General features: G+C 57.4%; 23 protein-coding genes. 14 read left to right on the forward strand and 9 right to left on the reverse strand.

The window, feature by feature from the left end:
- Window positions 1–241 precede the first annotated feature (241 nt).
- The 5 genes from M8T91_RS13140 to M8T91_RS13160 all read right to left on the reverse strand — a co-directional run bounded on the left by M8T91_RS13140 (window position 242) and on the right by M8T91_RS13160 (window position 7371).
- Window positions 242–1975 (reverse strand): SLC13 family permease, encoded by a 1734-nt coding sequence (locus M8T91_RS13140; RefSeq protein WP_301414621.1) that lies wholly within the window; start codon window positions 1973–1975, stop codon window positions 242–244.
- A 324-nt stretch (window positions 1976–2299) separates the two neighbouring features.
- Window positions 2300–2878 carry a peptide-methionine (S)-S-oxide reductase MsrA gene (gene msrA / locus M8T91_RS13145; RefSeq protein WP_301414622.1) on the reverse strand — a complete coding sequence of 193 codons (579 nt, stop codon included), beginning with the start codon at window positions 2876–2878 and terminating at the stop codon, window positions 2300–2302.
- Window positions 2879–2942: 64 nt separating this feature from the next.
- The gene (locus M8T91_RS13150) at window positions 2943–4127 is read right to left on the reverse strand and encodes an iron-containing alcohol dehydrogenase (RefSeq protein WP_301414623.1); all 1185 of its coding nucleotides are present in this window, start codon (window positions 4125–4127) and stop codon (window positions 2943–2945) included.
- A 288-nt stretch (window positions 4128–4415) separates the two neighbouring features.
- A complete protein-coding gene (locus M8T91_RS13155; protein WP_301414624.1) occupies window positions 4416–5828 on the reverse strand; it encodes an aldehyde dehydrogenase family protein in 1413 nt (470 codons plus the stop codon).
- 169 nt (window positions 5829–5997) lie between these two features.
- Window positions 5998–7371 carry a glutamine synthetase family protein gene (locus tag M8T91_RS13160; protein WP_301414625.1) on the reverse strand — a complete coding sequence of 458 codons (1374 nt, stop codon included), beginning with the start codon at window positions 7369–7371 and terminating at the stop codon, window positions 5998–6000.
- 160 nt (window positions 7372–7531) lie between these two features.
- Between M8T91_RS13160 and ppa the strand changes: the two genes are divergently transcribed.
- The gene (ppa, locus tag M8T91_RS13165; RefSeq protein ID WP_301414626.1) at window positions 7532–8068 is read left to right on the forward strand and encodes an inorganic diphosphatase; all 537 of its coding nucleotides are present in this window, start codon (window positions 7532–7534) and stop codon (window positions 8066–8068) included.
- A gap of 115 nt (window positions 8069–8183) precedes the next feature.
- Here the strand turns inward: ppa and M8T91_RS13170 are convergent, their stop codons facing one another.
- The 3 genes from M8T91_RS13170 to M8T91_RS13180 form a co-directional block, all read right to left on the reverse strand.
- Complete coding sequence (locus M8T91_RS13170; protein ID WP_301414627.1) at window positions 8184–8684, reverse strand: hypothetical protein; 501 nt, start codon at window positions 8682–8684, stop codon at window positions 8184–8186.
- Window positions 8685–8699: 15 nt separating this feature from the next.
- Entirely contained in the window at window positions 8700–9542 is an 843-nt protein-coding gene (cysE, locus tag M8T91_RS13175) for a serine O-acetyltransferase (protein WP_367317722.1), read from the reverse strand.
- Window positions 9543–9665: 123 nt separating this feature from the next.
- Entirely contained in the window at window positions 9666–10382 is a 717-nt protein-coding gene (locus tag M8T91_RS13180) for a M15 family metallopeptidase (protein WP_301414628.1), read from the reverse strand.
- 245 nt (window positions 10383–10627) lie between these two features.
- Here M8T91_RS13180 and M8T91_RS13185 point away from each other — a divergent pair, with 245 nt between their 5' ends.
- The 4 genes from M8T91_RS13185 (at window position 10628) to M8T91_RS13200 (ending at window position 13686) form a co-directional block, all read left to right on the forward strand.
- Entirely contained in the window at window positions 10628–10912 is a 285-nt protein-coding gene (locus M8T91_RS13185) for a TfoX/Sxy family protein (protein WP_301414629.1), read from the forward strand.
- A 202-nt stretch (window positions 10913–11114) separates the two neighbouring features.
- On the forward strand, window positions 11115–11999 hold the full coding sequence (htpX, locus tag M8T91_RS13190) for a protease HtpX (protein WP_301414630.1): 885 nt from the start codon (window positions 11115–11117) through the stop codon (window positions 11997–11999).
- A 204-nt stretch (window positions 12000–12203) separates the two neighbouring features.
- Window positions 12204–13259 (forward strand): S1C family serine protease, encoded by a 1056-nt coding sequence (locus M8T91_RS13195; RefSeq protein ID WP_301414631.1) that lies wholly within the window; start codon window positions 12204–12206, stop codon window positions 13257–13259.
- An 82-nt stretch (window positions 13260–13341) separates the two neighbouring features.
- A complete protein-coding gene (locus tag M8T91_RS13200) occupies window positions 13342–13686 on the forward strand; it encodes a Rieske (2Fe-2S) protein (protein WP_301414632.1) in 345 nt (114 codons plus the stop codon).
- Window positions 13687–13706: 20 nt separating this feature from the next.
- Here the strand turns inward: M8T91_RS13200 and sfsA are convergent, their stop codons facing one another.
- A complete protein-coding gene (gene sfsA, locus M8T91_RS13205; protein WP_301414633.1) occupies window positions 13707–14405 on the reverse strand; it encodes a DNA/RNA nuclease SfsA in 699 nt (232 codons plus the stop codon).
- Window positions 14406–14662: 257 nt separating this feature from the next.
- Between sfsA and dksA the strand changes: the two genes are divergently transcribed.
- From dksA to panB, 9 genes are all read left to right on the forward strand, one after another.
- The gene (gene dksA / locus M8T91_RS13210; protein WP_301414634.1) at window positions 14663–15100 is read left to right on the forward strand and encodes an RNA polymerase-binding protein DksA; all 438 of its coding nucleotides are present in this window, start codon (window positions 14663–14665) and stop codon (window positions 15098–15100) included.
- 78 nt (window positions 15101–15178) lie between these two features.
- Complete coding sequence (gene gluQRS, locus M8T91_RS13215; protein WP_301414635.1) at window positions 15179–16051, forward strand: tRNA glutamyl-Q(34) synthetase GluQRS; 873 nt, start codon at window positions 15179–15181, stop codon at window positions 16049–16051.
- A gap of 131 nt (window positions 16052–16182) precedes the next feature.
- Window positions 16183–16359: a hypothetical protein gene (locus tag M8T91_RS13220; protein ID WP_169337099.1), complete on the forward strand. Its 177-nt coding sequence runs from the start codon at window positions 16183–16185 to the stop codon at window positions 16357–16359.
- Window positions 16349–19309 (forward strand): ATP-binding protein, encoded by a 2961-nt coding sequence (locus M8T91_RS13225; RefSeq protein WP_301414636.1) that lies wholly within the window; start codon window positions 16349–16351, stop codon window positions 19307–19309. Before M8T91_RS13220 ends, M8T91_RS13225 begins: the two co-directional genes overlap by 11 nt.
- Before the next feature lie 126 nt (window positions 19310–19435).
- Entirely contained in the window at window positions 19436–20827 is a 1392-nt protein-coding gene (locus tag M8T91_RS13230) for a sigma-54-dependent transcriptional regulator (protein ID WP_301414637.1), read from the forward strand.
- A gap of 1239 nt (window positions 20828–22066) precedes the next feature.
- Entirely contained in the window at window positions 22067–23524 is a 1458-nt protein-coding gene (gene pcnB, locus M8T91_RS13235) for a polynucleotide adenylyltransferase PcnB (protein ID WP_436970303.1), read from the forward strand.
- Window positions 23524–23997 (forward strand): 2-amino-4-hydroxy-6-hydroxymethyldihydropteridine diphosphokinase, encoded by a 474-nt coding sequence (locus M8T91_RS13240; RefSeq protein WP_301414638.1) that lies wholly within the window; start codon window positions 23524–23526, stop codon window positions 23995–23997. Before pcnB ends, M8T91_RS13240 begins: the two co-directional genes overlap by 1 nt.
- 108 nt (window positions 23998–24105) lie before the next feature.
- Window positions 24106–24789 (forward strand): deoxynucleoside kinase, encoded by a 684-nt coding sequence (locus tag M8T91_RS13245; protein WP_301414639.1) that lies wholly within the window; start codon window positions 24106–24108, stop codon window positions 24787–24789.
- Between the two features lie 5 nt (window positions 24790–24794).
- Window positions 24795–25607: a 3-methyl-2-oxobutanoate hydroxymethyltransferase gene (panB, locus tag M8T91_RS13250; RefSeq protein ID WP_301414640.1), complete on the forward strand. Its 813-nt coding sequence runs from the start codon at window positions 24795–24797 to the stop codon at window positions 25605–25607.
- Window positions 25608–25725 lie beyond the last annotated feature (118 nt).

Raw genomic sequence — 25725 nt, forward strand, 5'->3', positions numbered from 1 at the left:
AGTGAAATTATGCGGCATCCTATGGACAGCTAGTGGGAGGAACGGAGAGCTCGACTTCGCTGTCAAACAAAAACCGCACAACTGGCAGAGAAAAAGCAACAGGCTGCGCAATCGCTTTCAGCGATAGAAAGCACTAAAAAGAAAATAGGCTTCAATAAAAGACTGCCCTACGTGTATTGCATCTATGCAGATTGCCAGTACAGCCAGCGTGTGAATCCCACACTGGCGCATGAAAAATATCTCAGGAGTAGAAGGGGAAGACCAGAGGCAAAAGCGTTAATACCGTCAGACTATAAATGATTGTCAAAGGCAATCCGCAGCGCATAAAATCCCGCAAATGGTAACCGCCGAGGTTTTGCACGATCAAATGGGTCTGATAGCCAAATGGCGTTAAAAAACTGGCACTCGCACCATAGGCCACCGCCATTACAAAGGGCATCCAACTAACGCCAAAGCTCTCTGCAAGGCCCCATGCCAACGGAAAAACCAAAGCTGCGGCAGCATTATTGGTCATCAACTCTGTCAATAACAGTGTCAATAGAAAGATAGCAATCAAACCCACAGAGGGCCCTGCATCCTCGAGGGTAGCACGCATACCCGATGCCAGGGTATCCGCCAAACCACTCGCGGAAAAAGCCTCGGCCAGTACCAGGGCGCTGGCAATAATAATCCAGATCTGGAATGGAAATCGGCGCTGTAATTCGGAGGTGGAGACTATATTCAGACCAATCATGCAGCCAAGTAACACCACAAGTCCTTTCAGCAGGGAAAACACCCCCACAGCCGCACCGGCCACCACCACCGCAAAGCCTGCCCCTAGCAGCCAGCTATCCCGCCAAGACAACTGCCTCTGCACCTCTGAGCCACTGATTACATAGAAGTTTTTATCAATATTGCGGTGATGTTTGAAATCCTGCCCCACCGCCAGAAGCAGTGCATCACCTGCCTGAAGCGGAATCTCACCGAGCTTTCCGGAAATGCGGTCACCACCGCGGCGCATGGCCACCACCGCAGCATCGAATCGTGTGCGAAACTGACAGCTCTTCAATGACTCACCGATAATAGTGGAACTCGGGGTAAGCACCACCTCGGTCAAATCCAGGTGCAGCGCTTCATCCTCAAACGCGAACAAGCGCAGGCCCTCGATATCCTTCAGGCGTTCGAGGTCCCGTATATCCCCGCTGAAGATCAGCTTGTCACCGTTGCGCAATACCTCGGTAGGAGCTACCGGGCTGATCGTCTGCCCACCGCGCACTATCTCAATCAGGTAGAGTGTCTCCAACCGGCGCAACTTATTTTGCTCGACACTGCGGCCATCCAGGGGAGAGTTGGCGGCTACTTCGGCCTCTAACAGGTACTGTGCAAAAGTCTCCTCATCGACCGGGCCTTCGGGCAGCAAGCGATTGGCAACCAGTAATACGCCAAGTCCAACGACGGTTGCACAGGCACCTATGGGCAGGAACGCGAAAAAATCCAGCGCGGGCATTCCCCGGTCCAGCACAAAGCTGTTCACAATCAGATTGGTGGAGGTCCCAATCAGTGTCAATGTGCCGCCGAGTATTGCCGCATAGGAGAGTGGCAATAGCAACTTGGCGGGTGGGTGGCGCCTCTGCGCTTTGACACTGGAAGCCAGTGCGGCAACTACAGCAGTGTTATTTAAGAACGCAGAACTGAGAGCGGTTGCGCTGGTCAACTTAAGCAAACTGCCTCTCAGTGAACCGCCAATCAATCCATCCGAGATACTGCGCAGCCAGCGGGCTTTCTCCAGCCCCAAGGAGGTAAGAAGAAGTACAACCAGGGTGACCAGACCGGGATTGACCGCTTTTTGCAGCACCGATTCCGCAGGCACCAAGCCGGTCAGAAAACAGACAACAGCAGCCGAAGCGAACACCTGAGAGGGGCGGATACGGGTAAAAATCAGGGAAAAAAGGACCAGTAAAAAAATACCGGCGACAATCAATGCACTCAGGGTCATGGGTTCTTCACTTCCGGCAAAAGAGCATGCGAAGGATAAGTATTCCCGGATCGGAAGAAAAGCTCCCCCTCCCACCAGGCAACAGAAGAGCATCAAAGCCGGCAAGCCCGCTATCGGCATCAAGACCAGAGAGAAGCAATCTCCTCTCTGCTAGTACACAAGCCACCCGGGAGCCCGGCAAATTGCCGGATTACTCCCTGAGACCCGCAGCAGGCCAGGGGACAACCCCAAAAGGCACATCATCACGCACAGCTGCACAGATTTCTCAAGGGCGGCAAATCAATTCAGGCATATCGGACCAAACAGCCATAACCAGTCTGCGCGTTACCCCCAAACCGCCTCCAAACGCTGATCCCGTCCACAGCGGAAGCGGTAATATTTATAGCGCAGAGGGTTGCGCTGGTAATAGTTCTGGTGGTAGGCCTCAGCGGGATAAAAGGTGCTGGCGGGCTGTATCTGGGTCACCACTTTCTTACCCAACTCCGCTTCCACTTTTTTCTTGCTCGCTTCCGCCAGCTCCTTTTCCTGCTCATTACTGTAAAAGATCTCACTGCGGTACTGATCTCCCCGGTCACAGAACTGGCCACCGGCATCGAAAGGATCAATATTATGCCAAAAGATCCTGAGCAAATCGGAATAACTGACTTTATTGGCATCGTATGTTATCTGTATCGCCTCGGCGTGACCGGTACCCCCCGCAGAGACTTGGTCGTAGGTTGGGTTCTTCACATGCCCCCCACTGTAGCCGGAGGTGGTTTCAAGCACACCATTCACCTTGTCGTAGGGTGGTTCCATACACCAGAAGCAGCCGCCGGCAAAGACGGCGGTGCGGATATTGGAGGATTCCTGGGCGCTGCCAAGGGCGGCAGCCAGAAGCATGAATAGGGCAAAGAGACCGCGCATAGTCGAATCCTGATGATATGTCCGGTTGATCAATACTCTTCTGTCGACGCAGAGGAGAAAACTCTTACAGTTTGACAGTGCCCGCGCAGGCGCGCAGAAAAATTTCGCGATATTCCTCTGCACCAAACGATATGGGATTGCTGGTGGCGGAGGGATCTACAGCAGCCATCTGAGCTATTGTATCGGCATTGGCGGTACCTATGCCGATATCAGCGAGGCTATGGGGAATCCCCAACTGTTTGCGCAGCCCGAGGACCCAGGTGAGCACCGATTCAAACCCACTGCCATACGGCGCCCCATCGGCAAGTTGCAGATAGCGCGCCAGACACGCCATGGGTGCCTCGATGGCCGGGCGATTGGCCACCAGTACATAGGGCATCAACACCGCGTTGAGCAACCCATGGTGTTTGTTATGTAGGGCGCCAAGGGGATGTGCCAGCGCATGGATCGCGCCCAGCCCGCGCTGGAAGGCGGTAGCGCCCATACTGGCAGCCACCAGCATCTGCTGGCGCGCGACCAGATCAGTACCGGTTGTATAGGCTCTTGGCAGATATTTCTTGATCAGGCGCATCCCCTCCAGAGCGATACCCTCCGCCATGGGGTGATACATGGGTGAACAATAAGATTCGAGATGATGGGACAGTGCATCCATTCCCGTGGCCGCGGTGATCCCGGGCGGTAGCCCCAGAGTCAGCTCCGCATCCAGAATCACAATATCGGGCAAAAGTTGCGGGTGAAAAATCAGGCGTTTGACCTGTGCCTTTTCATCGGTGATGACCGCCACCCGCCCCACTTCCGAGCCGGTCCCCGCAGTTGTGGGTACCGCCATCACCGGCAGCATACCATTCGTATCTACACGCCTGTAGTTATCACCAACATCCTCGAAATCCCAAATCGGTCGGCGCTGCCCGGCCATCAGGGCAATCGCCTTGCCGGCGTCTATCGCAGAGCCACCGCCAAAAGCTATCACCCCATCACAGGTTTTTTTTCGCAGCAGCCCAACACCACAATCAATATTTTCACTGTTGGGGTTAGGCTTGATGGCTGAGAAAATTTCAAGGTTCAGACCTCTGTCAACACAGAGATTGCGTACACGCTCAATCAGGGGCAGCCCGGCGAGGGTGGGGTCGGTTACCAGCAGTGGGTGCTTTACCCCAAGTTCTGTACAGGCACTGGCAAGCTCCGCCACCCTGCCGGGCCCTACCCAGATAGTCGTGGGATAATGCCAATTTACCCGGTATTGATCCACATCACCCCCTTATGGCTTCTCTGATTTTGAACAGGTTGCAAATGATCGTTCATGAGCAATCAGCATTACAGGTCAATGGGATATCGTCCAAAAATAATCCCCGGTGGGAATACAAATACCAATGCAGTTAGCGCAGCTCAACTGCGGCTACACACCTGATTCCCCACTTTCCCCTGGACAAAAAAAGGCGCCCATTTGGAATCTAATGCTCTGCCCTCAACAGAATATTCCCCGGCCTTTAACTTCAGGGAGAGCAAAAAAATTGCTTCAACCCCCTCCTCATCCACGTTATCTCACAGCAAACTGCCCTTCCTCTTTGCCGGTTTTAAAATGAAACGACTTGGGCCGGGTCAACTGCTCGAAACCGATACGGGACAGCGTGCACCCCCTGCCCGACAGTTTTACGCCGCTCCAGGCCAGCTCCGGGTCCAGATAGTCACACCTATTCAGAAAAATCGTACCTGTTTCCAGGTGATCTGCAATCATTAGGGCAGCCTCTTCATCGCGACTGAATAGCGCTGCAGAGAGCCCATACCGGCTGTTATTCATCAGTTCCAGCGCCTCGCCATCGTCATGTACTTTTTGCACTCCCAGCACCGGTCCAAAAGATTCCTCGCGCATGACCCGCATCTTATGCCGCACCCCGGTGAGTAACTGTGGCGCCATATACTGAGTACCGCGCTGATCCATTGGGAAATCACCAGTTTGCAAGTGCGCCTGGGCCCCCTCTGCCACCGCCTCATCAATTTGTACCCGCACCCTGTCGGCTGCTGCTGCGCACACCAATGGCCCCAGAGTGGTCTGAGGGTCCTGCGGATGCCCGAGACGATATTGACGTATGATGGCGACCGCACGCGCGACAAATTCGTCGAATAGCTGCTCGTGGACATAGGCCCGTTCAATGCCACAGCAAGACTGCCCGGAATTAAAATAGGCCCCGTCCACTATTGACTCAACCGCCAGTTGCAAATCGGCATCCGCGCGCACATATGCGGGGTCCTTGCCACCCAACTCCAGACCCAGCTGCACAAAACGGCCAGCCACACTGCGCTCTATAGCCGCACCGCCATCCACTGAGCCGGTAAAGGCGATATGCTGGATCTCCCCGGCGCACGCCAGCCGCTGGGTACAGGGATGATCGAGATGCAGATACTGGAAGACACCGTAGGGAAGCCCCGCCTCCCGAAAGGCTTCCACCATACGCTCGGCGCACAGGGGGGTTTGTGCGGAGTGCTTTAAGATAACCGCATTGCCCGCAAGCAAAGAGGGGACCACTGCATTCACTGCGGTTAAATAGGGATAATTCCAGGGGGCGATGACCAGGGAAATACCCAGGGGGTCGCGACGGATAAAGCGGGTGAAGCCCGGCTTGAACGGCAATGGGATATCTGTCAAAGCCGTCTCGGCAATATCCGCCAGGGTGCAGGCGCGTTCGGCAAAACCGTCAATCTCCCCCCCTGAGTATCGAATGGGGCGCCCCATCATCCAGCAGAGTTCCTCGCCGAGGCGCTTCTTGCGATCACAGAAACATTCCACCGCCCGATGCACTACGGCGATGCGTTCGGCTATTGGTGTCAGTCGCCAGGCCCGCTGGGCAGACGCTGCTCTGTCCAGGGCCACACGAATTTCCGCTTCGCCAGCCAGGGCCCGCTCCAGATACACACTGTTATCAATCGGTGAAATACATTGCAGATAGTGCATGCTCAAAAAGTCCTTTTTTTATTTGCACCGCGATAGCTCTCCCCAACCCAACGCTTGGCCACCGGAAAACTGTCGGTGCGAAAACATCGTCCAACTGGCATTTTTCTGCTCGGCACTGGCCTGTAACCGGGTTCACCACCGAATATAGGACGCGCATCACTATTCCGGATCAGATGATTTCGAAATACCTGTCCAGTTCCCAGTCACTCACATGTCGCCGGTACTCACGCTCCTCCCACTCCCGGCTCGCAGCAAAATGATCGATAAACTCGCAGCCGAACAATTCGCGCGCCGCCTGGGATTTTTTCAGGCTCTGCGCTGAATCCCACAGGGTAGTGGGCAGTGCCTGCCGGGCCTGCGGGGCCAGCGCATAGGCATTGCCTTCAATGGGGTCACTGGGCTGCCACTGCTGCAGGATGCCGTAAAGGCCGGATCCCAGAGCGGCAGCCAGAGCCAGATAGGGGTTGGCATCAGCGGCACCCAGCCGGTATTCAATACGCTGGGACTGGCTATTGCCCAGAATGGCGCGCAGGGCGGTGGTGCGGTTTTCCACACCCCAATTGGCACCGGTGGGTGCCCAGAAGCCGGGAACCAGGCGGCGATAACTGTTTATTGTGGGAGCGAGCAGTGCCAGAAATTCCGGCATCAGGCGCTGCTGCCCAGCGAGGAACTGGCACATGGTCTCGCTCATACCCTGGGCCTGACGCGAATCGACGAAGACGGAGTCCCCGCTGCGGGTATCACACAGGGATAAGTGAATATGGCCGCTCTGTCCGGGATAGTGACTGGACCAGCGGGACATAAAAGTCGCCATCAGGCCCCTGCACTGAGCCAGCACCTTGATAAAAGTTTTAAACAGAGCGGCTTTGTCCGCCGCTGCCTCGGCACTATCCACAGCGATGGCCGCCTCCAAAACCCCCGGACCCGTCTCCGTATGCAGCCCTTCCAGCGGGAAATCCATGCGCTCACCCAGATCGAGGATTTCCCGATAGAGCCCCGAATGTACCGAGTTGCGCAGTACCGAATAACCAAACCAGTCCGGAGTGAAGGGTTTGAGGTTGCGAAAGCCCTTGCTGCGTACCGATTCCGGTGTTTCATCAAACAGGAAGAACTCATACTCCAGCGCCGCAAAAGGCGCAAACCCCATGGCTTGGCAGCGTTCCACCACTCGGCGCAGAACTGCACGCGGGCACAATGCCTCGGCACGACCGTCAAATTCCGCCAAAAACAACAGCATATTGTCCTCGAAAGGAACATCACGACAGCTGTGAGGCAGGATACGTACCGGTGCGTCCGGGTAACCCGTATGCCAGCCGGTGTAGCGGACATTGTCGTAGAGCTGGTCTTTCACATCCCAGCCCAGCACCACATCGCAAAAAGAAAAGCCTTTAGCCAGTGCGGAAAAGAATTTGTCACGGCTCATATACTTGCCGCGCAATATTCCGTCGATATCGAAAAGGCCCACTTTGACATGACTGAGACCGCGCCTCTCCACAATTGCGCGGGCCTCCTGCAGGGTTTTTACCTCCCGAGCTTTTACCATGACGGATCTGCCCCATTGTTGTTATCAATGCATTACAGGATAGACCCGCCGAACGCCTTCGACGCCAACGCACTGCCAGAAGGTCGCAGCTTTCCGCACGGTTGACCAGCGTATATAATCCGCGCTCCAAAATTTTCCATTTACCCAGTCAGGACCAGCAATGAGCTTCGACAAAATCCCCGCAGGAATTGACCTGCCCAACGATATCAACGTAATCATTGAGATCCCTGCCAACCACGATCCCATAAAGTATGAGGTTGACAAGGATTCGGACGCAGTTTTTGTAGATCGCTTTGTTGCCACCCCGATGTTCTATCCGGCCAACTACGGCTATGTACCCCAGACTTTGTCTGAAGACGGAGACCCCCTGGACGTACTGGTGGTAGCACCCTATCCGGTCATGGTTGGTGCCGTTATCCGCTCTCGTGTGATCGGCGTGCTGAACATGACCGACGAATCCGGTGTTGATGCCAAACTGTTGGCCGTACCGCACAGCAAACTCACCAAGCTGTACGATCATGTTGAGGAAATCAGCGACCTGCCGGAGCTGTTGATCAAGCAGATTGAGCACTATTTTGAGAACTATAAGGCACTGGAGTTCGGCAAGTGGGTGAAAGTGGAAGGCTGGGCCAATAGGGAAGCTGCGCGCAGAGAGGTGCTGGCTTCTCGCGAGCGCTACCAAAAAAAAGAAGGCTGAGCGGGCCGCTGCCAACTGCCCCGGCAAATGAACGTTGGGATAAAGACAACACTACCGGCCCGTAGCCGGTAGTGATTTGCACCTCGCCAGGGTAACAGTGCCGCGTCAGAATTGCTCAATGGATATCCCACTGCGGAACCTGTACCGGTAAGATCTCGCCCCGGTCCCGCTCCGTTTCATCGAGCAGGAAGCCCTCCGCTGCACGCAGGCTGATATGCCCCACAGAAACCCGCACTGGCGCCACCTCCTTGCGCTCGTGATCCCTGACCAGATTCCCCTCCATTGGCGCGAGCGTCCAGTTGGGTGCCTGCACAGTGGAGGTATTAAGCCCGTCAGCGGGTTGTGACTTGGTTGCGGAGCCAACCTGGATAGTTTCGCCGCTGCATTCATTTCTGATGGTCACCTGCGCGCCGAGTTTGCCAAGGGTGACCTGGAACTGCTCAGCATGGGCGCGGCTGAGCCCTTTTTTCAAAATTAACGGTCGCCCACTGAACAGATGCTCAACAGACTGTGCCTGGCTCTTGAAAAGGCGGGCCAAACGGGTTTTTACCTCATTGGCGGCAAATCCTTCAATCAGGTCACCGCGAAAGATCAGACTGTACGTGGCTTCTGGCATCCCTTGATCCCTCTGTTATACATCTGGGTCCAGGGTCTGATCCATGGTAAAGGCAGGGGCTTCCCCGGTTCGGCCACCAACCGGGCGCGCCGGTACCCCCGCCACCGTAGTGTGGTCCGGGACATCCTGCAACACCAGGCTACCGGCGGCAATTTTCACATCCGACCCCACCCGTACCGGCCCCAGTACCTTGGCACCCGCACCGATCATCACTCCGCGACCGATTTTTGGATGGCGATCCCCCGAACCGCGACCACTGCCACCCAGCGTGACTGAATGCAGTAGGGAAACGTCGTCACCCACCACACAGGTTTCCCCCACCACCAGACCGGACGCGTGGTCGATCATGATACCGCTGCCAAATGTCGCCGCCGGGTGGATATCCACAGAGAACTGCTCCGATACCCGGCTCTGGAAGTACAGAGCCAGGGTGGAGCGTCCCTGCTGCCAAAGCCAGTGAGCAATCCGGTGCGACTGCAGGGCGTGGAAGCCCTTGAAGTAAAGAAAGGGAATCAGGTACTGGTTACAGGCCGGGTCCCGGTCGTACCAGGCACAAATATCGGCGAGCATGCAACGGGCGATCTCGGGATCGCTTTGCAGGGCTGCGGCGATCACTTCCTGCAGGGAAGCAGCGGTCAGGGTACTGTGGTTTAGGATGGTGGCAAGCTGGTCGGCAATAGCGTGCTCGAGAGACCGGTGGCGCAAAATGGTATTGTGGAAATAGCTCGCCAGAATCGGCTCGCCACTGGCCGCTGCAGCGGCCTCCGCGCGCATGCAGCCCCACACATCACGGGGATTGGCTTGGCTGTTGATAATAAACTTCCCGCCTTTTGTATCCACTATTCCACGATGTCCCACGGGCCGTACCGGGTGCGTATGTCAGGACCCTTTTGCCAGCGCAGCTTGGCAGGAATAGCGGGCACTTGCAACCACCGCCCCCGTAATCAGAACCGGTGGACCAGATAATAAACACCGCTCGCCTCAGCACTGTGAAAATTCAGGGTAACAGTGATCCGGGACCCATATAAAGCGCGTATAGATTTCCTGGAGCTGCTCGCACACCGTGTCGCAGAGGGCCAGATTGCTGCGGCGCAGCTGTTCCTCCAAGCGCTCCGGTGTAAGTTGTTGCTGCAGTTCCCAGGCGTGTGGTGCATAGCTGAGATGCCAGCGCTCCGGGGCTACGCCGCCGAAGTCCTCGACGTAGGGGCGAAACAGGCCGTAACTCCGACCTGAGGCAATACGCGTATCCAGCCACTGGTGGAAGGGGCCGAAAACCCCATCGCTGGCCACTTCCTGTGGTGTCAGTTGCGGGCGATAATCCTCCGGTACCGCAGCAGCATCGATAATATCGAAATCCGTGCCCCAGTGGTGGCGGGAAGCACCGGGCAGTGCAGACCAGCGCAGGATGGCAAATACCAGATCCCTCGGCGCCAGGCGAGAAATGTCCAAGGCCAACCCGCGGCTGTCCAGAACCGGCCGCACCCCCTGAGCTTTGCTGTTCCAGATAGTGCGCTGGCGCTTGAAGTCACGGAAACCGGAGACAACCCGGGGGGCGAAACCCGCATCCCGGGCATCCCTGCACAGTCGCTGGAAGGCCACCAGGGCCTCGGGGTGCAGCAGTTGCCCGGATTCGGGATCGAGGATGACATGCGTATCACCGAGACCAAAGAGGATACGCCGAAGAGATACGTCTAACATTAGTGTTCCATAGCAGCCAATTTTTACATTGCGGGCTAAAGTAAACAAACTCCGCTGCCCACTTTACCCAAGGGGGTCCCCAAATATGCGGGTCCGCCAGTCTTTGCCGGGAGGTGCAACAGACGCTGTCCGCTGTGCGTCGGCAATAATGTTTATTGGCGGAGCGTTGAAGTATGTTAAGTTCAGTCGCGCGATTGAGGGAGTGATCGCATTACCTGGACGTTAAACCTAGTAGGGAAAACTGAATGCATCCGAGCCAATCAGAACTACTGAAGCTGAAGAACCTGGGCCTGGCCTCTGTCAATATTCTGCACTCTATCGGTATCCGTTCCTACGACGATCTGCACCGCATAGGCCCGGTAGAGGCATTTATCAGTATTCGCAACCGTGGCATCAACGCTTCCAGAGTCATGCTCTACGCCCTGCAGGGTGCGCTGATGGATGTGCACTGGAACGACCTGGACCCCAACCTCAAGCAGCAACTGGCCAGCGAAGTCGACCGGCTGCTCGCCACGCAAAACCCCGAATAGTTTAACAGACAGTCCTCAGTTCATATGCCTTGTCAAGCGGTAGACCACCCCCGCTCTATTGGGTTTTGCCCCTTGAAAAGCTGGCGCAACTGGGTAGAGTTGCCTGTAGTTTAGGGTCCGGGTCCGCTTGTCCCCCTGTGGGTATACGCCCTACCCGGCGCTATCTAAACTTCTCTGTGAACAACTCAGAAGGAGAGCACCGATGTTGCGCATTGGGCTATTCTTGCTGACCAATTTGGCTGTTTTGGTCCTGGTTGGCATTATTTTCAATATTTTTGGTATCGGGGGCATCCTTCAGGCCAACGGGGTAGACCTGAATCTGGGTGCCCTGCTGCTCCTGTGCGCCCTGTTCGGCTTTGGTGGTTCTTTTATCTCGCTGTTTCTCTCCAAGACCATCGCACGTATGAGCACCCGCACCCAGGTGATCACCGAACCGCGCAGCGCCGATGAGCAGTGGTTGGTGGAAACCGTGCGGGAACTCTCGCGCAAAGCCGGTATCGGCATGCCGGATGTCGGTATATTCCCCATGCCCCAGGCCAATGCCTTCGCCACCGGTTGGAACCGCAACAACGCTCTGGTATCAGTCAGTGCCGGACTCTTACAGCGCTTTGGGCGCGAAGAGGCGAGGGCAGTGATCGGACACGAAATCGGTCATGTAGCCAACGGCGATATGGTGACCCTGGCACTGATCCAGGGGGTAGTGAATACATTTGTCATGTTCTTTGCGCGCCTGGTGGGTTTCTTTGTGGACCGGGTGATACTGCGCAATGAACAGGGCCTGGGCATCGGCTACTACATCACTTCCATCGTAATGGATATTGTATTCGGGTTTTTCGCCATGATGGTTGTGGCCTGGTTCAGCCGTCGCCGGGAATACAGGGCGGATCATGCCGGCGCCACCCTGGCCGGCCCCAACGCCATGATCGCCGCCCTGGAGACACTCAAGGTGGAATCCGAGCGGGGCCATGAGCAACCGCTGCCAGGCAATATGAAAGCCTTTGGTATCTTCGGCAATATGGGCGCATTGATGGCCACTCATCCGCCCCTGACCGACCGCATCCTCGCACTGCAAAACTTCCGCAAATAGCTTCGAGTAACAAACCGAACCTTTCATCTGGGGGCTAGCCCTCAGCACCTGCCAGAGCTTCGGTCCACAGGACCCGGGCATCGACCCGGGTCCTGACCAGGCACCCTGGCAATAACCACAGCTGAAGCAGAAGTCGGATCTTCCCGCCTCTGCTGCGGGCACGGTAAACTTACCCCCTCGGTCGCAAAACAAAAACTGCCATCCATGACACCGCTGAACACACTGACAGCCCCCCTCTTCGCGTTACTACTCTGTTTCGCTGCCCCACTGTTTGCGCAGGTACAGGACTTTGCCACCGACGACGAGCGCAACACCATGCAGGTGTTCAATTTCGCCAGCCCCTCGGTGGTGTATGTCACCAATGAAACCCTGGTGCGCGATCGCAGAACCCTGCGGCTGCACGCAGTGCCCAAAGGCGCCGGCAGCGGCTTTATCTGGGATCAAGACGGTCATGTAGTCACCAATTTTCATGTGATTGAGGGGGCGCGCAAGGTGACCATCACCCTGCAGGACCGCAGTGAATGGCCGGCAAAGCTGGTGGGTTCGGCGCCGGAAAAAGACCTCGCCGTGCTGCAGATCGAGGCCCCCAGAGCACTGTTGAAGCCGCTGGTGGCAGGTACGTCCGGCAACCTGTCGGTAGGGCGCAAGGTACTCGCCATCGGCAACCCCTTCGGCCTCGATACCACCCTGACCACCGGGGTGGTCAGCGCCCTGGGGCGCGAGATTGAAGCGACCAACAACCGCACCATCCGCAACGTGATTCAGACCGACGCCGCCATCAACCCGGGGAATTCCGGCGGCCCGCTGCTGGACTCCCTGGGCCGCCTGATCGGTGTCAACACCGCCATTTACAGTCCCAGTGGTGCGAGCGTGGGTATCGGCTTCGCCATTCCGGTTGATACGGTCAAGAAAATTGTACCGGAACTGATCAAACACGGCCGTCTGGTACGCCCGGTTCTCGGCATTGAGTCCGCGCCTGACCAATGGAGCAATCGCTACGGATTCGAAGGGGTGGCGATACTGCGCACAGCACCGGGGATGCCTGCAGAAAAAGCCGGCCTGCGCGGTATCCACCGCACCCGCCAGGGCGGCTGGCAACTGGGGGACGTGATTGTGGAAGTGGAGCGCCAGCCCATTCGCAGCTACGACGATCTTCTCAACGCATTGGAAAAACACCGCGCCGGGGATGAGGTCACCCTCGGGGTCATGCGCGATGGCATCATACGCTACACCGCCATTACACTCGCAGCGCCCCGGTAACGGCAAGTAAAGCCCGTGCGCAGAAGATCCCAACTGGCGGACTGTGCCACAATGGACCACTAACCCCAAGAGTCGGATATGTATGCAGAAATACTTCCTGTGCCACTATGATGCATTGAGCGAAGGGCAATCCAAGGGTTTCTCCCTTGGCGACAACACCACCGGCACCGACAATGTGTTCGCAGTGATGAAAGGGGGTGAAATATATGTTTATAGCAATATCTGCCCACACAGAGGCATTAATCTCGACTGGCAGAAAGACCAGTTTCTCGATCCAGACGGCGCACTGATCCAGTGTGCGTCCCACGGTGCCCTGTTCCTGATTGAAACCGGTGAGTGCATCGCCGGTCCCTGTAGCGGCGATGCCCTGACCCCGGTACCGGTGGAGTATGCCCAGGACGGGCTCTACGTCCTGATGCCGGAATAAAGCAGCCCCAATCGAGACACTCAGGTAAACGGCAGCCTCTCCGCCAGGGTTATCTCCCCCGCGCTCAGTCGCGCCTTGTAGGCGAGTACTTCTACCCCTGTAGACACCGCTCTATCGAGTGCCTCTGCATAGCCGGGATCAATTTCCCGCGCCGCCTCCACACTCTCAATGCCACTGTGCTGCACACAGTAGAACAGCACCGCGCGCACGCCACTCTCGGCCAGCTTCTGTAGTTCCCGCAAGTGTTTGGCGCCCCGGACGCTGACCGCATCGGGAAAGAAGCCCCGCCGCCCCTTTGCCAGGGTGACATTTTTCACCTCGACGTAACAATCGCCGGCGCGGCCGGACAAGAGAAAATCAATCCGGCTTTTCTCCTCGCCATAGCGCACCTCCCTGCGCAGGGACTCGTAGCCCTGCAGTTCGCGAATGGTTCCGGCGAGCACCGCCTCTTCCACCAGGGCGTTGGCGCGCCCGGTATTTACCCCCGCCAGGGCACCCTCGGGCGTGGCGGTGATCTCCAGGGTATGGCGATACTTGCGCTTGTGGTTGCCGGAATCCGAGTACCAGCAGGGGCCTCCCACAATCCAGCAGTTCTTCATGGAACCGGTATTCGGGCAGTGAATGGTGAAAACCTCACCTTGCGGGGATTCCACATCGGCCAGGAAACGCTTGTAGCGTCGCAACAGGGTTGCCTTTTGTAGCGGAGGGGTAAACTTCACAGGCCTAGCCTTTCGGTACTTTTGAACGCCACAAAATAGCAGACAACTATTTGTAGCGCGAATCGCGCAGATTTGATAGCTTCCACGCTCTCGGTCACCGAGGGATATCGGCAACCGAGGCAAGGATTAGCCTGCCACCACAGCTGTTTTGACCGATGATAAACGCATCACCCAAAACGTTTGCGGTCTGGGCTAGATTGAATTTGGTGGTATCGCCCCCATTATCGGGGGCCCGTATAGAAAGAGAGGCACCGATTATGCCCAAAACTGCTGCGAGCACCGATTCTCTGCACGGCTTTGAGCCCTACCATGAAGCCAAGGGCGAGGAGTACATGAATGAGAAGCAGCAGGCGCATTTCCGCAACTTGCTGTTGGCCTGGAAAGCCGAGCTCATGGCGGAAGTGGACCGCACCGTTTCCCACATGAAAGACGAGGCTGCCAACTTTCCCGATCCTGCCGACCGCGCCAGTCAGGAGGAGGAGTTCAGCCTGGAGCTTCGTACCCGCGATCGCGAACGCAAGCTCATCAAGAAAATTGATGCCACCCTGGAGTTGATTGACCAGGAGGACTATGGCTACTGCGAAGCCTGCGGGGTTGAAATTGGTATCCGCCGCCTGGAGGCCCGCCCCACCGCCACCTTATGTGTGGATTGCAAAACCCTGGCGGAAATCAAGGAGCGGCAGATTTCCGGTTAATTTCTAACCCGCAGCAACCCGAAGCGCCCGAGTCCTCCCGGCCCGGTAGGGCGTTCTGCGGCACCACCGCCAATCACTTTGGATAGTGCTCACCCCTATATTGGCCGTTTTGCGCCCTCGCCCAGCGGCCCCCTGCATTTCGGCTCGCTGGTGTGCGCACTCGGCAGTTTCCTCGATGCCAGGGCCCACGGCGGTCAATGGCTGCTGCGTATGGAGGACCTGGATCCCCCTCGCGAAGAACCCGGTGCCGCTGCCCGCATCCTGAAAACACTGGAAGCCCACGGCTTGCATTGGCACGGTACCGTTGCCTGGCAAAGTAAGCGCTCTCCGCTCTATGAAGATACTCTGCAGCAGTTGCATGCACAGGGTCTGCTGTACCCCTGTTACTGCTCGCGCAGCCGGATTCGTCGCAGTGGTGGGCACGACAACATCAACTGCCGCACCGGAAACCCCGGCAAGGGCACCTGTGCCCTGCGCCTGGTCTGTGCCGGCGGCGAAGAGCATTTTGTGGATATCTGGCACGGAGAGCAGTGCCAGCACATTCGCGACGATACCCTTCTCAAGCGCCGCGACGGCCTCTACGCCTATCAATTGGCCGTGGTGGTTGACGATCTCTCCCAGGGCATCACCCATGTGGTGCGCGGTGCGGACCTACTCGACACCACCGGTGCGCAGATACGCCTGTTCCGGGCACTCTCCGCCGCACCGCCGGTATTCGGACACCTGCCTTTGGTAATGGGGCCGGGAGGCCGGAAAAAGCTGAGCAAACAAAATCATGCCCCGGCTGTCCATGATGCCAATGCAACGGGCAATCTCTGTGCCGCGCTGGCGTTTCTCGGCTTTCATGTGCCCGACTCCCTGGCGCAGGAGAAGCCGGAAACCATTCTCAACTGGGCCGCAGCCCGCTGGCAGCGTCACCAGATCGATAGACGCAACCGGCAATTGCACTGAATTGCGTTGACAATTACCCTTTTTATGCCTGTCATGCTCGGCCCCAGGCAACAGCCGGTTTACCCCTGCACACAACGATCTGGCCTGGCAACTGCGTATTTCTACTTCAAAGCGGGTTTCCAAGGGGACTTATGAGCAACCGCACTCTGCTGATTCTGCTCGTGCTGGTGGGTTATGTATTTTCCCCCACCATTTTTACCTGGATGATCAACCCTGTGGGTGCTTGGTACCGGCCCTTTATCCTCTGGTTTGTCCTGATCCTGCTGGCGATTTTTATCCAGTGGAGGCGCAAATCGAATGAGCTTTGAAATAGCCCATATCGCCCTTGTGGGCGTCGCCTATATCGCCATCCTGTTCTTTGTTGCCTTTGCCGCATCCAAGGGCTGGATGCCGTCGCGCTGGGTGCGCCATCCCCTGGTGTACGTGCTCTCCCTGGGGGTCTCCCTGTCCGCCTGGACCTTCTACGGCATTGTCGACCTGGCCTGGCAATACGGCTACGGCGTCCTGGCCTACTATCTGGGCACCGGCGCCATGTTCCTGTTCGCCCCGGTGGCCCTGGAACCCCTGGCGCGACTGGCCCAACGCTACCAACTGTATTCTCCCGCGGACCTGCTGGTATTCCGTTACCACAGCCGTCAGGCCGGCATCCTCACTACGCTGTTTATGCTGTTGGCACTGATGCCGCTGGTGGCCTTGCAGATTCAAGCGGTGTCGGAGACCCTGGCCCTGCTGTCCGATGACAGCGTCACCGCCCTGGCCCTGCCGGACAGCGACGTGTCCAGCAAAAACCTGATCGCCTTCCTCTACTGTGTGTTGCTCGCAGTGTTCACCAGCATGTACGGCGCCACCCGCGAGCGCGGGGAAGGGCTGGCCAGCGCCATGGCACTGGAATCCCTGGTTAAACTGGTGGCCCTGACCGCCGTTGGGGGCTACGCGGTGTTCGGTGTATTCGGCGGTTTCGCCGGCCTCGACCAGTGGTTGCTGGAAAACAGTGATATGCAGCAGCGGCTCTACACCCCCATCGACCAGGGCTCTTCGCACACGCTGCTGCTGGTCTTTATCGCCACAGCCGTAGCCATGCCACACATCTTCTACCTGAGTGTTGCCGAGCGCCCGACAAAGCAGGCACTGCACACCGCCAGCTGGGGCTTCCCGCTGTTTTTGCTGCTGATGGCCCTGCCGATCTTCCCGATCATGTGGGCGGGCTTTGCCCTGGGCGTGGCAGAACCCGTGCAGTACTTCTCCCTGGCGGTACCCCGCACCAGCGGCTCCGCCCTGCTCACTGCACTCGCGTTTATCGGCGGTCTTTCCGCTGCCACCGGCGCACTGATCATGATCACTTTGGCACTCTCCACCATGGTGATGAACCACTGGCTGCTGCCGGGCACCCGCTGGCATTCAGAGGACAACATGTACCGGCAACTGGTGTGGCTGCGCCGCATCCTGATTGCCGCGCTATTCGTTGCCGGCTTTGCTTTTTACCTGCTGCTGGACAATCGCCTGTCCCTGTCGGACCTGGCCCTGCTGGCGTTTATCGGTTCCCTGCAGTTCCTGCCGGGTATCTTTGCGGTTATCCACTGGCCGCGGGGCAATCGCCGCGGTTTTATTGGCGGCCTGCTCGCGGGTATGCTGATCTGGGGCTGCGGCCTGTTGCTGCCGTCAATCCTCGACCTGACCGGTATCGCCCTCCCCGGTACTTCAATACGAATACCCCTGGGGATGTCCATATGGACCCAGATCACGACCCTGTCACTGGGTGCCAACATACTGCTGTTCGCCTGCCTGTCGCTGTTTACCCGCGCCAGCAGCCTGGAACAGTACGCCGCCGACCTGTGCAGCGATGACACCATCGCCCAGGCCCTGCGTCTGGGGCTCGATGTGGAGTCCGCCGCAGATTTTCGCCTGCGCCTGGCGGAAAGCCTCGGCGCAGCCACCGCCAACCTGGAGGTCAAGCGCGCCCTCAGCCAGCTCAACCTGCCGGACAATGAACGGCGTCCCTACGCCCTGCGCCAGCTGCGCAACCGGCTGGAAGCCAACCTCTCGGGACTGCTGGGGCGGGTACTGGCCGGGCAGATCATCGACCGCCACTTTCCCTTCAAGAACGGTGATCAACCGGCCAATAAGGATATTCACCTGATCGAGACGCGCCTGGGACGCTACAAACACCAACTCACCGGACTCGCCGCAGAACTCAACAATCTGCGCCTATACCACCGCCAGATGCTCGAAGAGTTACCCTTGGCCGCCTGCTCACTCGGCCGCGACGGCGAGATATTGCTGTGGAACTACGCCATGCAGGACCTCACCGGCATCACTGCCAGCGGGGTGATCGGTTCCAAACTGGATTACCTGACCGAACCCTGGCGCGGCCTGTTGACAGAGTTCGCCCAGTCTGCCAATGCCAGTCGCTTCAAACAGCAGGTCAACCTGGGAGGCAACAGCCACTGGCTCAACCTGCACAAGACCCGGCAAAAACGCGACCGCAACAACCGCACCCACAACGAGCGCGGCGATGCCCAGATGCTTTTACTGGAAGATATTACCGAGACACAGGTTCTGGAGCAGGAGCTGATGCACAGTGAACGCCTCGCCTCGGTGGGCCGCCTTGCTGCCGGTGTCGCCCACGAGGTGGGCAATCCGGTCACCGGTATCGCCTGCCTGGCACAGAATCTCCAGTTTGACTGCGACAAGCCGGAAGTTCTGGAGACAGCCGACCAGATCCTTAGCCAGACCCAGCGTATCAGCCGTATTGTGCACTCACTGGTTAGCTTCTCCCACACCGGCAGCCAGGAGAGTGAACGGGCTCCGGTGGATCTCTATGCCTGTGTGCAGGAGGCGGTACAACTGTTATCGCTGCAGCGGGACAAGACAGAGGTGCGCTTCGATAACGCCGTGCCGGAAGACCTGATCGCCACCGGCGACAACCAGCGTCTGATCCAGGTATTTATCAACCTGCTCAGCAACGCGCGTGACGCCAGCCCCGACCGGGGCCATATCCGTATTGAAGGCCATATCTCCAGGGACAGCGCCTGTGTTTCGATCACCGATGAAGGTCCGGGAATCTCCCCAAGGCACCGTGAGCGCATCCTCGAGCCCTTCTTCACTACCAAGGAGCCCGGAGAGGGCACCGGGTTGGGGTTGGCGATGGTGTACAGCATTATCGAGGAGCATGGTGGGCAGTTGGAACTGGTCAGTCCGGCCAATAAAGAAACTGGACGCGGTGCAAAGTTTATTGTACAGCTACCCCTGGCGGGGTAAGGAAGGAATCTCAAAACGATTAAATTTTGTGCAAATGCACTTCAATTCCGCGTTTTTGAGTTGCATAGAAACGGCGCACAGGTAAAACTAGGCGCTTGCTGAGTATTTTGTAACCAGGCGTAACACATGAGCCACATCCTGATCGTCGAAGATGAAGCCATTATTCGAACGGCGCTGCGCAAGCTTCTGGAGCGACACCGCTACAAGGTCAGTGAGGCGGGTTCCGTTCGGGAAGCACTCAACAAGTATCGCCTGAACACGGTAGACCTGATCATCTCGGACCTGCGCCTTCCCGGTGCCCCCGGCACCGATTTACTCAAGCCCGCCGGCGATATCCCCGTGCTGATCATGACCAGCTATGCCAGCCTCAGGTCCGCCGTGGACTCCATGCGCATGGGGGCCGCGGACTACATCGCCAAGCCTTTCGATCACGACGAGATGATCACCACCATACGCCGGGTGATCGGCAAAGCCGAGCAGAGCCGCATCCAGGCCCCGGCGGAGAAAGAGAGTACCAATGCCATCGCCGGCATGATTGGTAACAGCCAGGTAATGCGTGAGCTGTATGGCCGCATCCACAAGGTGGCTCCTACCGATGCCACAGTACTGGTACACGGCGAAACAGGCACCGGTAAGGAGCTGGTTGCCCGCGCAATCCACGAGGAGAGTCACCGGGCCGGCAAACCGCTGATATCAGTGAACTGCGCCGCCATCCCCGAAACCCTGATCGAATCGGAACTGTTCGGTTACGAAAAAGGCGCATTTACCGGGGCACAGAGTGCCCGTGAAGGACTGGTCGCTGCCGCGGATGGCGGCACCTTGTTCCTCGATGAAATCGGTGAACTGCCCCTGGAGGCCCAGGCGCGCCTGCTGCGGGTAATACAGGAGGGCGAGGTGCGCCCCATTGGCTCGATTGAATCGCGCAAGGTGAACGTGCGACTGGTAGCAGCCACGCATCGCAACCTGCGCCAGCTGGCAGCGGATCGCAAATTCCGTGAAGATCTCTACTATCGCATCAACGTGGTGCAGATAACCCTCGCCCCCCTGCGGGAGCGCGGTAGGGACATACTGGCACTGGCAGAGCACCTGCTGGAAAAATTTTGCCAAAAAATTGAGCGCCCGCTCCTGCGCCTGTCCCCTGAGGCCATCCAGGCGATCACCACCTACGCCTGGCCCGGCAACGTGCGGGAGCTGGAGAACGCGATCCAGCGCGCGGTGATTCTCACCGACAGGAGTAGTGCAGAAATCGATCATAAAATTCTGGATATTGATCTCGACCTGGTACCCGTGGAAGAGGCCAGGGGCTCAACACGCCCTCGCAGCTTGCACACAGACCCCCGCGAGGACCTGTCCCTGGAAGACTATTTCGCCCGCTTTGTGATTGAACACCAGGACACCATGAGTGAGACCGAGCTGGCCAAGAAGCTGGGTGTCAGTCGCAAGTGCCTGTGGGAGCGGCGGCAGAAACTGGGGATTCCGCGCAAGAAGACCCGTCGCAGCGCCGTCGCCGAGGCCTAGCCCCCTCTCCCATCCACTTCAGAGTCCCCTCCCTTTCCCCCGCCGGCAGCCGCGGCCCGGCCAAGGCTGACTGAGGCAAGTGTTACCCAACCCATCCACAAGTAACAATTCCCGCACCTTCCGTAACGCGAAGAGTCCGTGAAAAGTTCCGTGAAAATATGTAAAGATTTTAACTTATTGATTTATAAGATTTTTTTAAAGTTGGCACATAAAGTGCTTTATTCTTGATACAAAAATTGAAAACGGCTAACAATAAAAATAAATGGCCGTTGCAGGCCCTAAAACAACTCACAATAAGCGGGCAAAACACAATAACAATAATGGGGCGGTCGACAATAAGAGCAATGAGAGACCAAAACCGCAACAACAACAATAAATAATAAGAATAAATCCTAAAAAAGAAGAACAACAAGCGCGTTGAAACTGACTGAATTGTACCTGGGATAGGGTGTTTGCTTGACTGCAAATTGAGAGCGCAAGGAAGCCGCTACCTTCATAAAGAAAATAAGACTGATTCTCATTCGGTCGGGCAGTCACCAGTTGTTCTGAAGGTGTTCTGCCAGCCCCATTTCTCGCAAGAAGATCTTTCCTCCACCCCGTCTAACAGCAGCTTTCCCGATGAGTGCGCGCCACCATGCCATTGGGTTGTGTACCACCATTGCTGGATACCCAAGCCTATTGAACGGACTTTTATCGGGTTTTCTGGACCAGGTCTCAGGTCTTATGCCATTGACACGAGCGCCGCACCTACAGAGCAGGAACTCAGGGTACGCGGAGCTATCGGGCCCTTCTTCGTATGGCTGTCCCGCTTGCATTCAGCTCAGGTCGCCTGTCTAATTTTTTTGGCCTGTGGTGACATGCCACTGTTTATACGGTCGAGTGCGTATACAAAAGCAATGCCCATACGGTACAGCAACCCGGCATCGGGTGTGCTGACAGGAATCAAGTCTCAGTTTGCTGATACAGGCAAGCCTATAAAAAATGCCTGTGCCTCTGGGATATTTTCCCATTGGCCAAGGAAGGATTTCCGGATTTTCCAAGCTGGAATAGTTCCCATTTTCATTGTCAAAATGCCCGGCACCCGCAGATTGAGGGCGCATTCCATGGGGTATGTTAGAATCGCGCCCGCAAATCCAGATCGCTGGAGACAGGTGCCACTTGAGCGCCTGAATTTGTACTTCAACCCTGGCCAGCCCGGGGCTACAGGACCAGCAGTATCCCCACCCCCCGGGTTCCTGGGTGGGAAAGCATGGGCACAGAGCCTGCCCCCACTGCCGTGTGGCCAAAGCGCAGCAGGGTTTTTCCGGTCATCCACGAATGGCAGCAGTCGAGACAGACAGCCGTATGCTCAACAATTTGATTACTCGTATGAAGCGCTGGCGCAAGCCGGCCAAGCAAGGCCCCAGGGTCATCACCCGCAACAACCACAATATCTCACGGCAAAACATCAGCCGTGCAGCACTGACCGTTATGAAGCGCCTGCAGGACGCGGGTTACCAAGCCTTTATTGTCGGCGGCGGGGTGCGTGACCTGATTCTCGGCGGCCACCCCAAGGACTTTGACATCGCCACAGATGCCACCCCGGAGCAGGCCAAGGTACTGTTTCGGGGCGCACGTATTGTGGGGCGGCGTTTCCGTATCCTGCATGCCCGTATTGGTCGCGAAGTCATAGAAGTGACCACTTTCCGCGGTCACCACACAGATGGTGAAGAGCACAATGCCCGGCAATCGGAGCACGGGATGCTGCTGCGAGACAATGTGTACGGAGATTTGGAAAGCGATGCCAAGCGCCGGGACTTTACCGTCAATGCCCTCTACTACACCACCAATGGCTTCGCCATCCACGATTACACCGGTGGTGTAGAGGATATTGACAGGCGCCTGATCCGCATGATTGGCACACCAGTTACGCGCTATAAGGAAGACCCGGTGCGCATGCTGCGCGCGGTGCGCTTCGCCGCCAAACTGGACTTCAGCATAGAAAATAAAACTGCGGCCCCCCTGAAGGAGCTGGCACCACTACTGCGCAATATCGCCCCCGCCCGCCTCTTCGACGAAATGCTCAAACTGCTGATGAGCGGCCAGGGTGAAAGTACCTTTGAACTGTTGCAACGCTACGAATTGTGGCCGCATCTGTTCCCGGACAATGCCGTCCAACTCGGCAACAGCCCCACGGCCCTGGCGCTGACCCGGCAAGCCCTGCGCAATACCGACCAGCGCATTTGCGCGGACATGCGGGTCACCCCTGCGTTTCTGTATGCAGCCCTGCTGTGGCCGGCGGTAAACGCGGAACAGCAGAAGCTGGTGGAGAAGGGAACGCCCCCGGTACCGGCACTGATCCAGGCTGCGCAAAAGATCACAAGTGCCCAGTTGGCACACACCGCCATCCCGAAACGCTTCTCCATTCCCATGCGCGAAATCTGGGACCTGCAATACCGCCTGCCCCAGCGTAGTGGCAGCCGTGCCCTGCGCATGATGGAACACCCCCGATTTCGCGCTGCCTACGACTTCCTGCTACTGCGCGAAGAGTGCGGTGAGATTGAGGCTGGACTCGGTCAGTGGTGGACCCAGTTCCAACAGGCCGATGACGAACAGCGCCAGCAAATGGTACGCAAACTGCAGCGCAGTGGCGGTAGCCGTCATCGCGGCCGCGGCTCCCGCGGTGGGCGCCACCGCAAACCACGAACAACCGGCTAGTGGACACTGTCTATCTCGGGCTCGGCAGCAACCTGGCGCAGCCCAGGAAACAACTGCGCAATGCCCTGGTGGCACTGGCTGATATGCCGCAAAGCCAACTGCTTCGCTGTTCCGGTTTCTATCGCAGCGCGCCCTTGGTCCAAGCGGGCAACCGGATTACATCAATGCGGTCGCAGAATTGCGCACAGGGCTCTGCCCCTTTCACTACTCGACCAACTGCAGGCCATCGAGGCGACCCACGGGCGCGAGCGTTCCCTGCGCTGGGGGCGCGCACCCTGGATCTGGATATACTGCTGTTCGGCGAACAACACATTGACAGCCTGCGCCTGCAGGTGCCGCACCCCCGTATGTTCGAACGCAACTTTGTTCTGGTGCCGTTGGCCGAATTGTCACCCAATCTGCGACTCCCCACAGGGGAAACACTGGCACAGCTGCTGCAGTACTGCCCACACAATCGCCTGCAGAAAATCTGATCGAGCACCCCAACTCCTGAAAAGTACTCGACTGCGCGCCCCACTTGATAGTACTTTTGCGCCTGTAGCCCACCGGGGGAAGACGTCCCAGCCTTAGGAATCATATACGTGGTTATCGAAAACAGCGAAACGCCGGGTGAGTTCAGCCTGCCGGGCAAGCCATTGCCCAAGTTTATCGCCGTAGAAGGCAATATCGGCGTGGGTAAAACCACGCTTGCGAAGAAGCTGGCCGCCACCTTCAATTATGACACCCTGCTGGAGCGGCCGGAGGAAAACCCTTTCCTCGCACGTTTCTACCGCGATCCCAAAGGTGCGGCCCTGCCGACCCAGCTGCACTTTCTTCTGCAGCGCTCCCAGCAAATCCAGGCGTTGCGGCAGAACGACCTCTTTGAACCGGTCCGGGTAGCGGATTTCCTGATTGAAAAAGACCAGCTGTTTGCCCAGGTGACCCTGGATAAAAATGAACTCGCACTCTACCAGCAGGTATTCCGGCACCTCACTCTGGAAGCACCCAGACCGGACCTGGTGATCTACCTGCAAGCGCCCCTGGAGGTACTGCAAACCCGTATCCGCAACCGCGGTATCCCCGCAGAGCGCGCCATCGGCAACGAATACCTGGCCACCCTCAACGAAGCCTATACCCGCTTTTTCCACCACTACGACAGGGCGCCTCTGCTTATTGTCAACAGTGAGGAAATCGATTTTGCCAATCACCCAGAAGATTACCGCCAGCTGGTCGAGTACCTGCTCACTGTCACCAACGGCCGACACTATTACAATCCGGGGAGTTAAGGCTTATGTATGCATCCTTTGAATTAGAACGGCTCGTCACAGCTCAGACCCTGCGCAAAAAGAAAGAACAGGGAGAGAAATTTACTGTCGTTGCACTCTATGACGCCCCCATGGCCACCATGGCCCAAAGGACCGGTGTTGAGGCGGTACTGGTGGGGGATTCCCTCGGCATGACCGTACTCGGCTATGACAGTACCGTACCGGTGACCATGGAGCAGATGATCTACCATGTGGAAGCGGTGGCACGGGGCAACAAGAAGTCCCTGATTATGGGTGACATGCCGTTTATGACCTACGCCACACCAGAGCAGGCCATCGCCAACGCCACCCGTATCATGCAGGCTGGTGCCCATATGGTAAAAATTGAGGGTGGCGCCTGGCTTACCGAAACCGTGAAGATGCTCACTGACCGCGGTATTCCGGTTTGTGCCCACCTGGGCCTAACCCCACAGTCTGTACACAAATTGGGGGGCTACCGGGTGCAGGGGCGCGACGCCGAACACGCCAAACAAATCCTGGATGATGCCATCCAACTGGACCAGGCCGGTGCCGACCTGCTGGTACTCGAGTGTGTTCCCGCAACCCTGGCCAAAAACATCACCGAATCGGTTGCCATGCCCACCATTGGTATCGGTGCCGGACGCAACACCGACGCCCAGGTGCTGGTTATCAACGATATTCTCGGCCTCACCGAGCAACCGCCAAAATTCTCCAAAAACTTTCTGGTGGAAGCTGAGGATATTCCCGGTGCACTGCGCAAATACGCAGAAGACGTCAAACTCGGCCTCTTTCCCGGCGACCCGCACATCCTCAAATAAAACGGCGGGAATGACCTCCGGACCTGGGCATCGCCACAGTGCCCATCGGCTTGAGCCGGGACCCGCCGGGTTCAGCGCCCTGCGGGCAGCCTGTCTGTTTGAAAAATTCCTGCCCCCG

The sequence above is a fragment of the Microbulbifer sp. MI-G genome, from assembly GCF_030440425.1.
Taxonomy (GTDB): Bacteria; Pseudomonadota; Gammaproteobacteria; order Pseudomonadales; family Cellvibrionaceae; genus Microbulbifer; species Microbulbifer spongiae.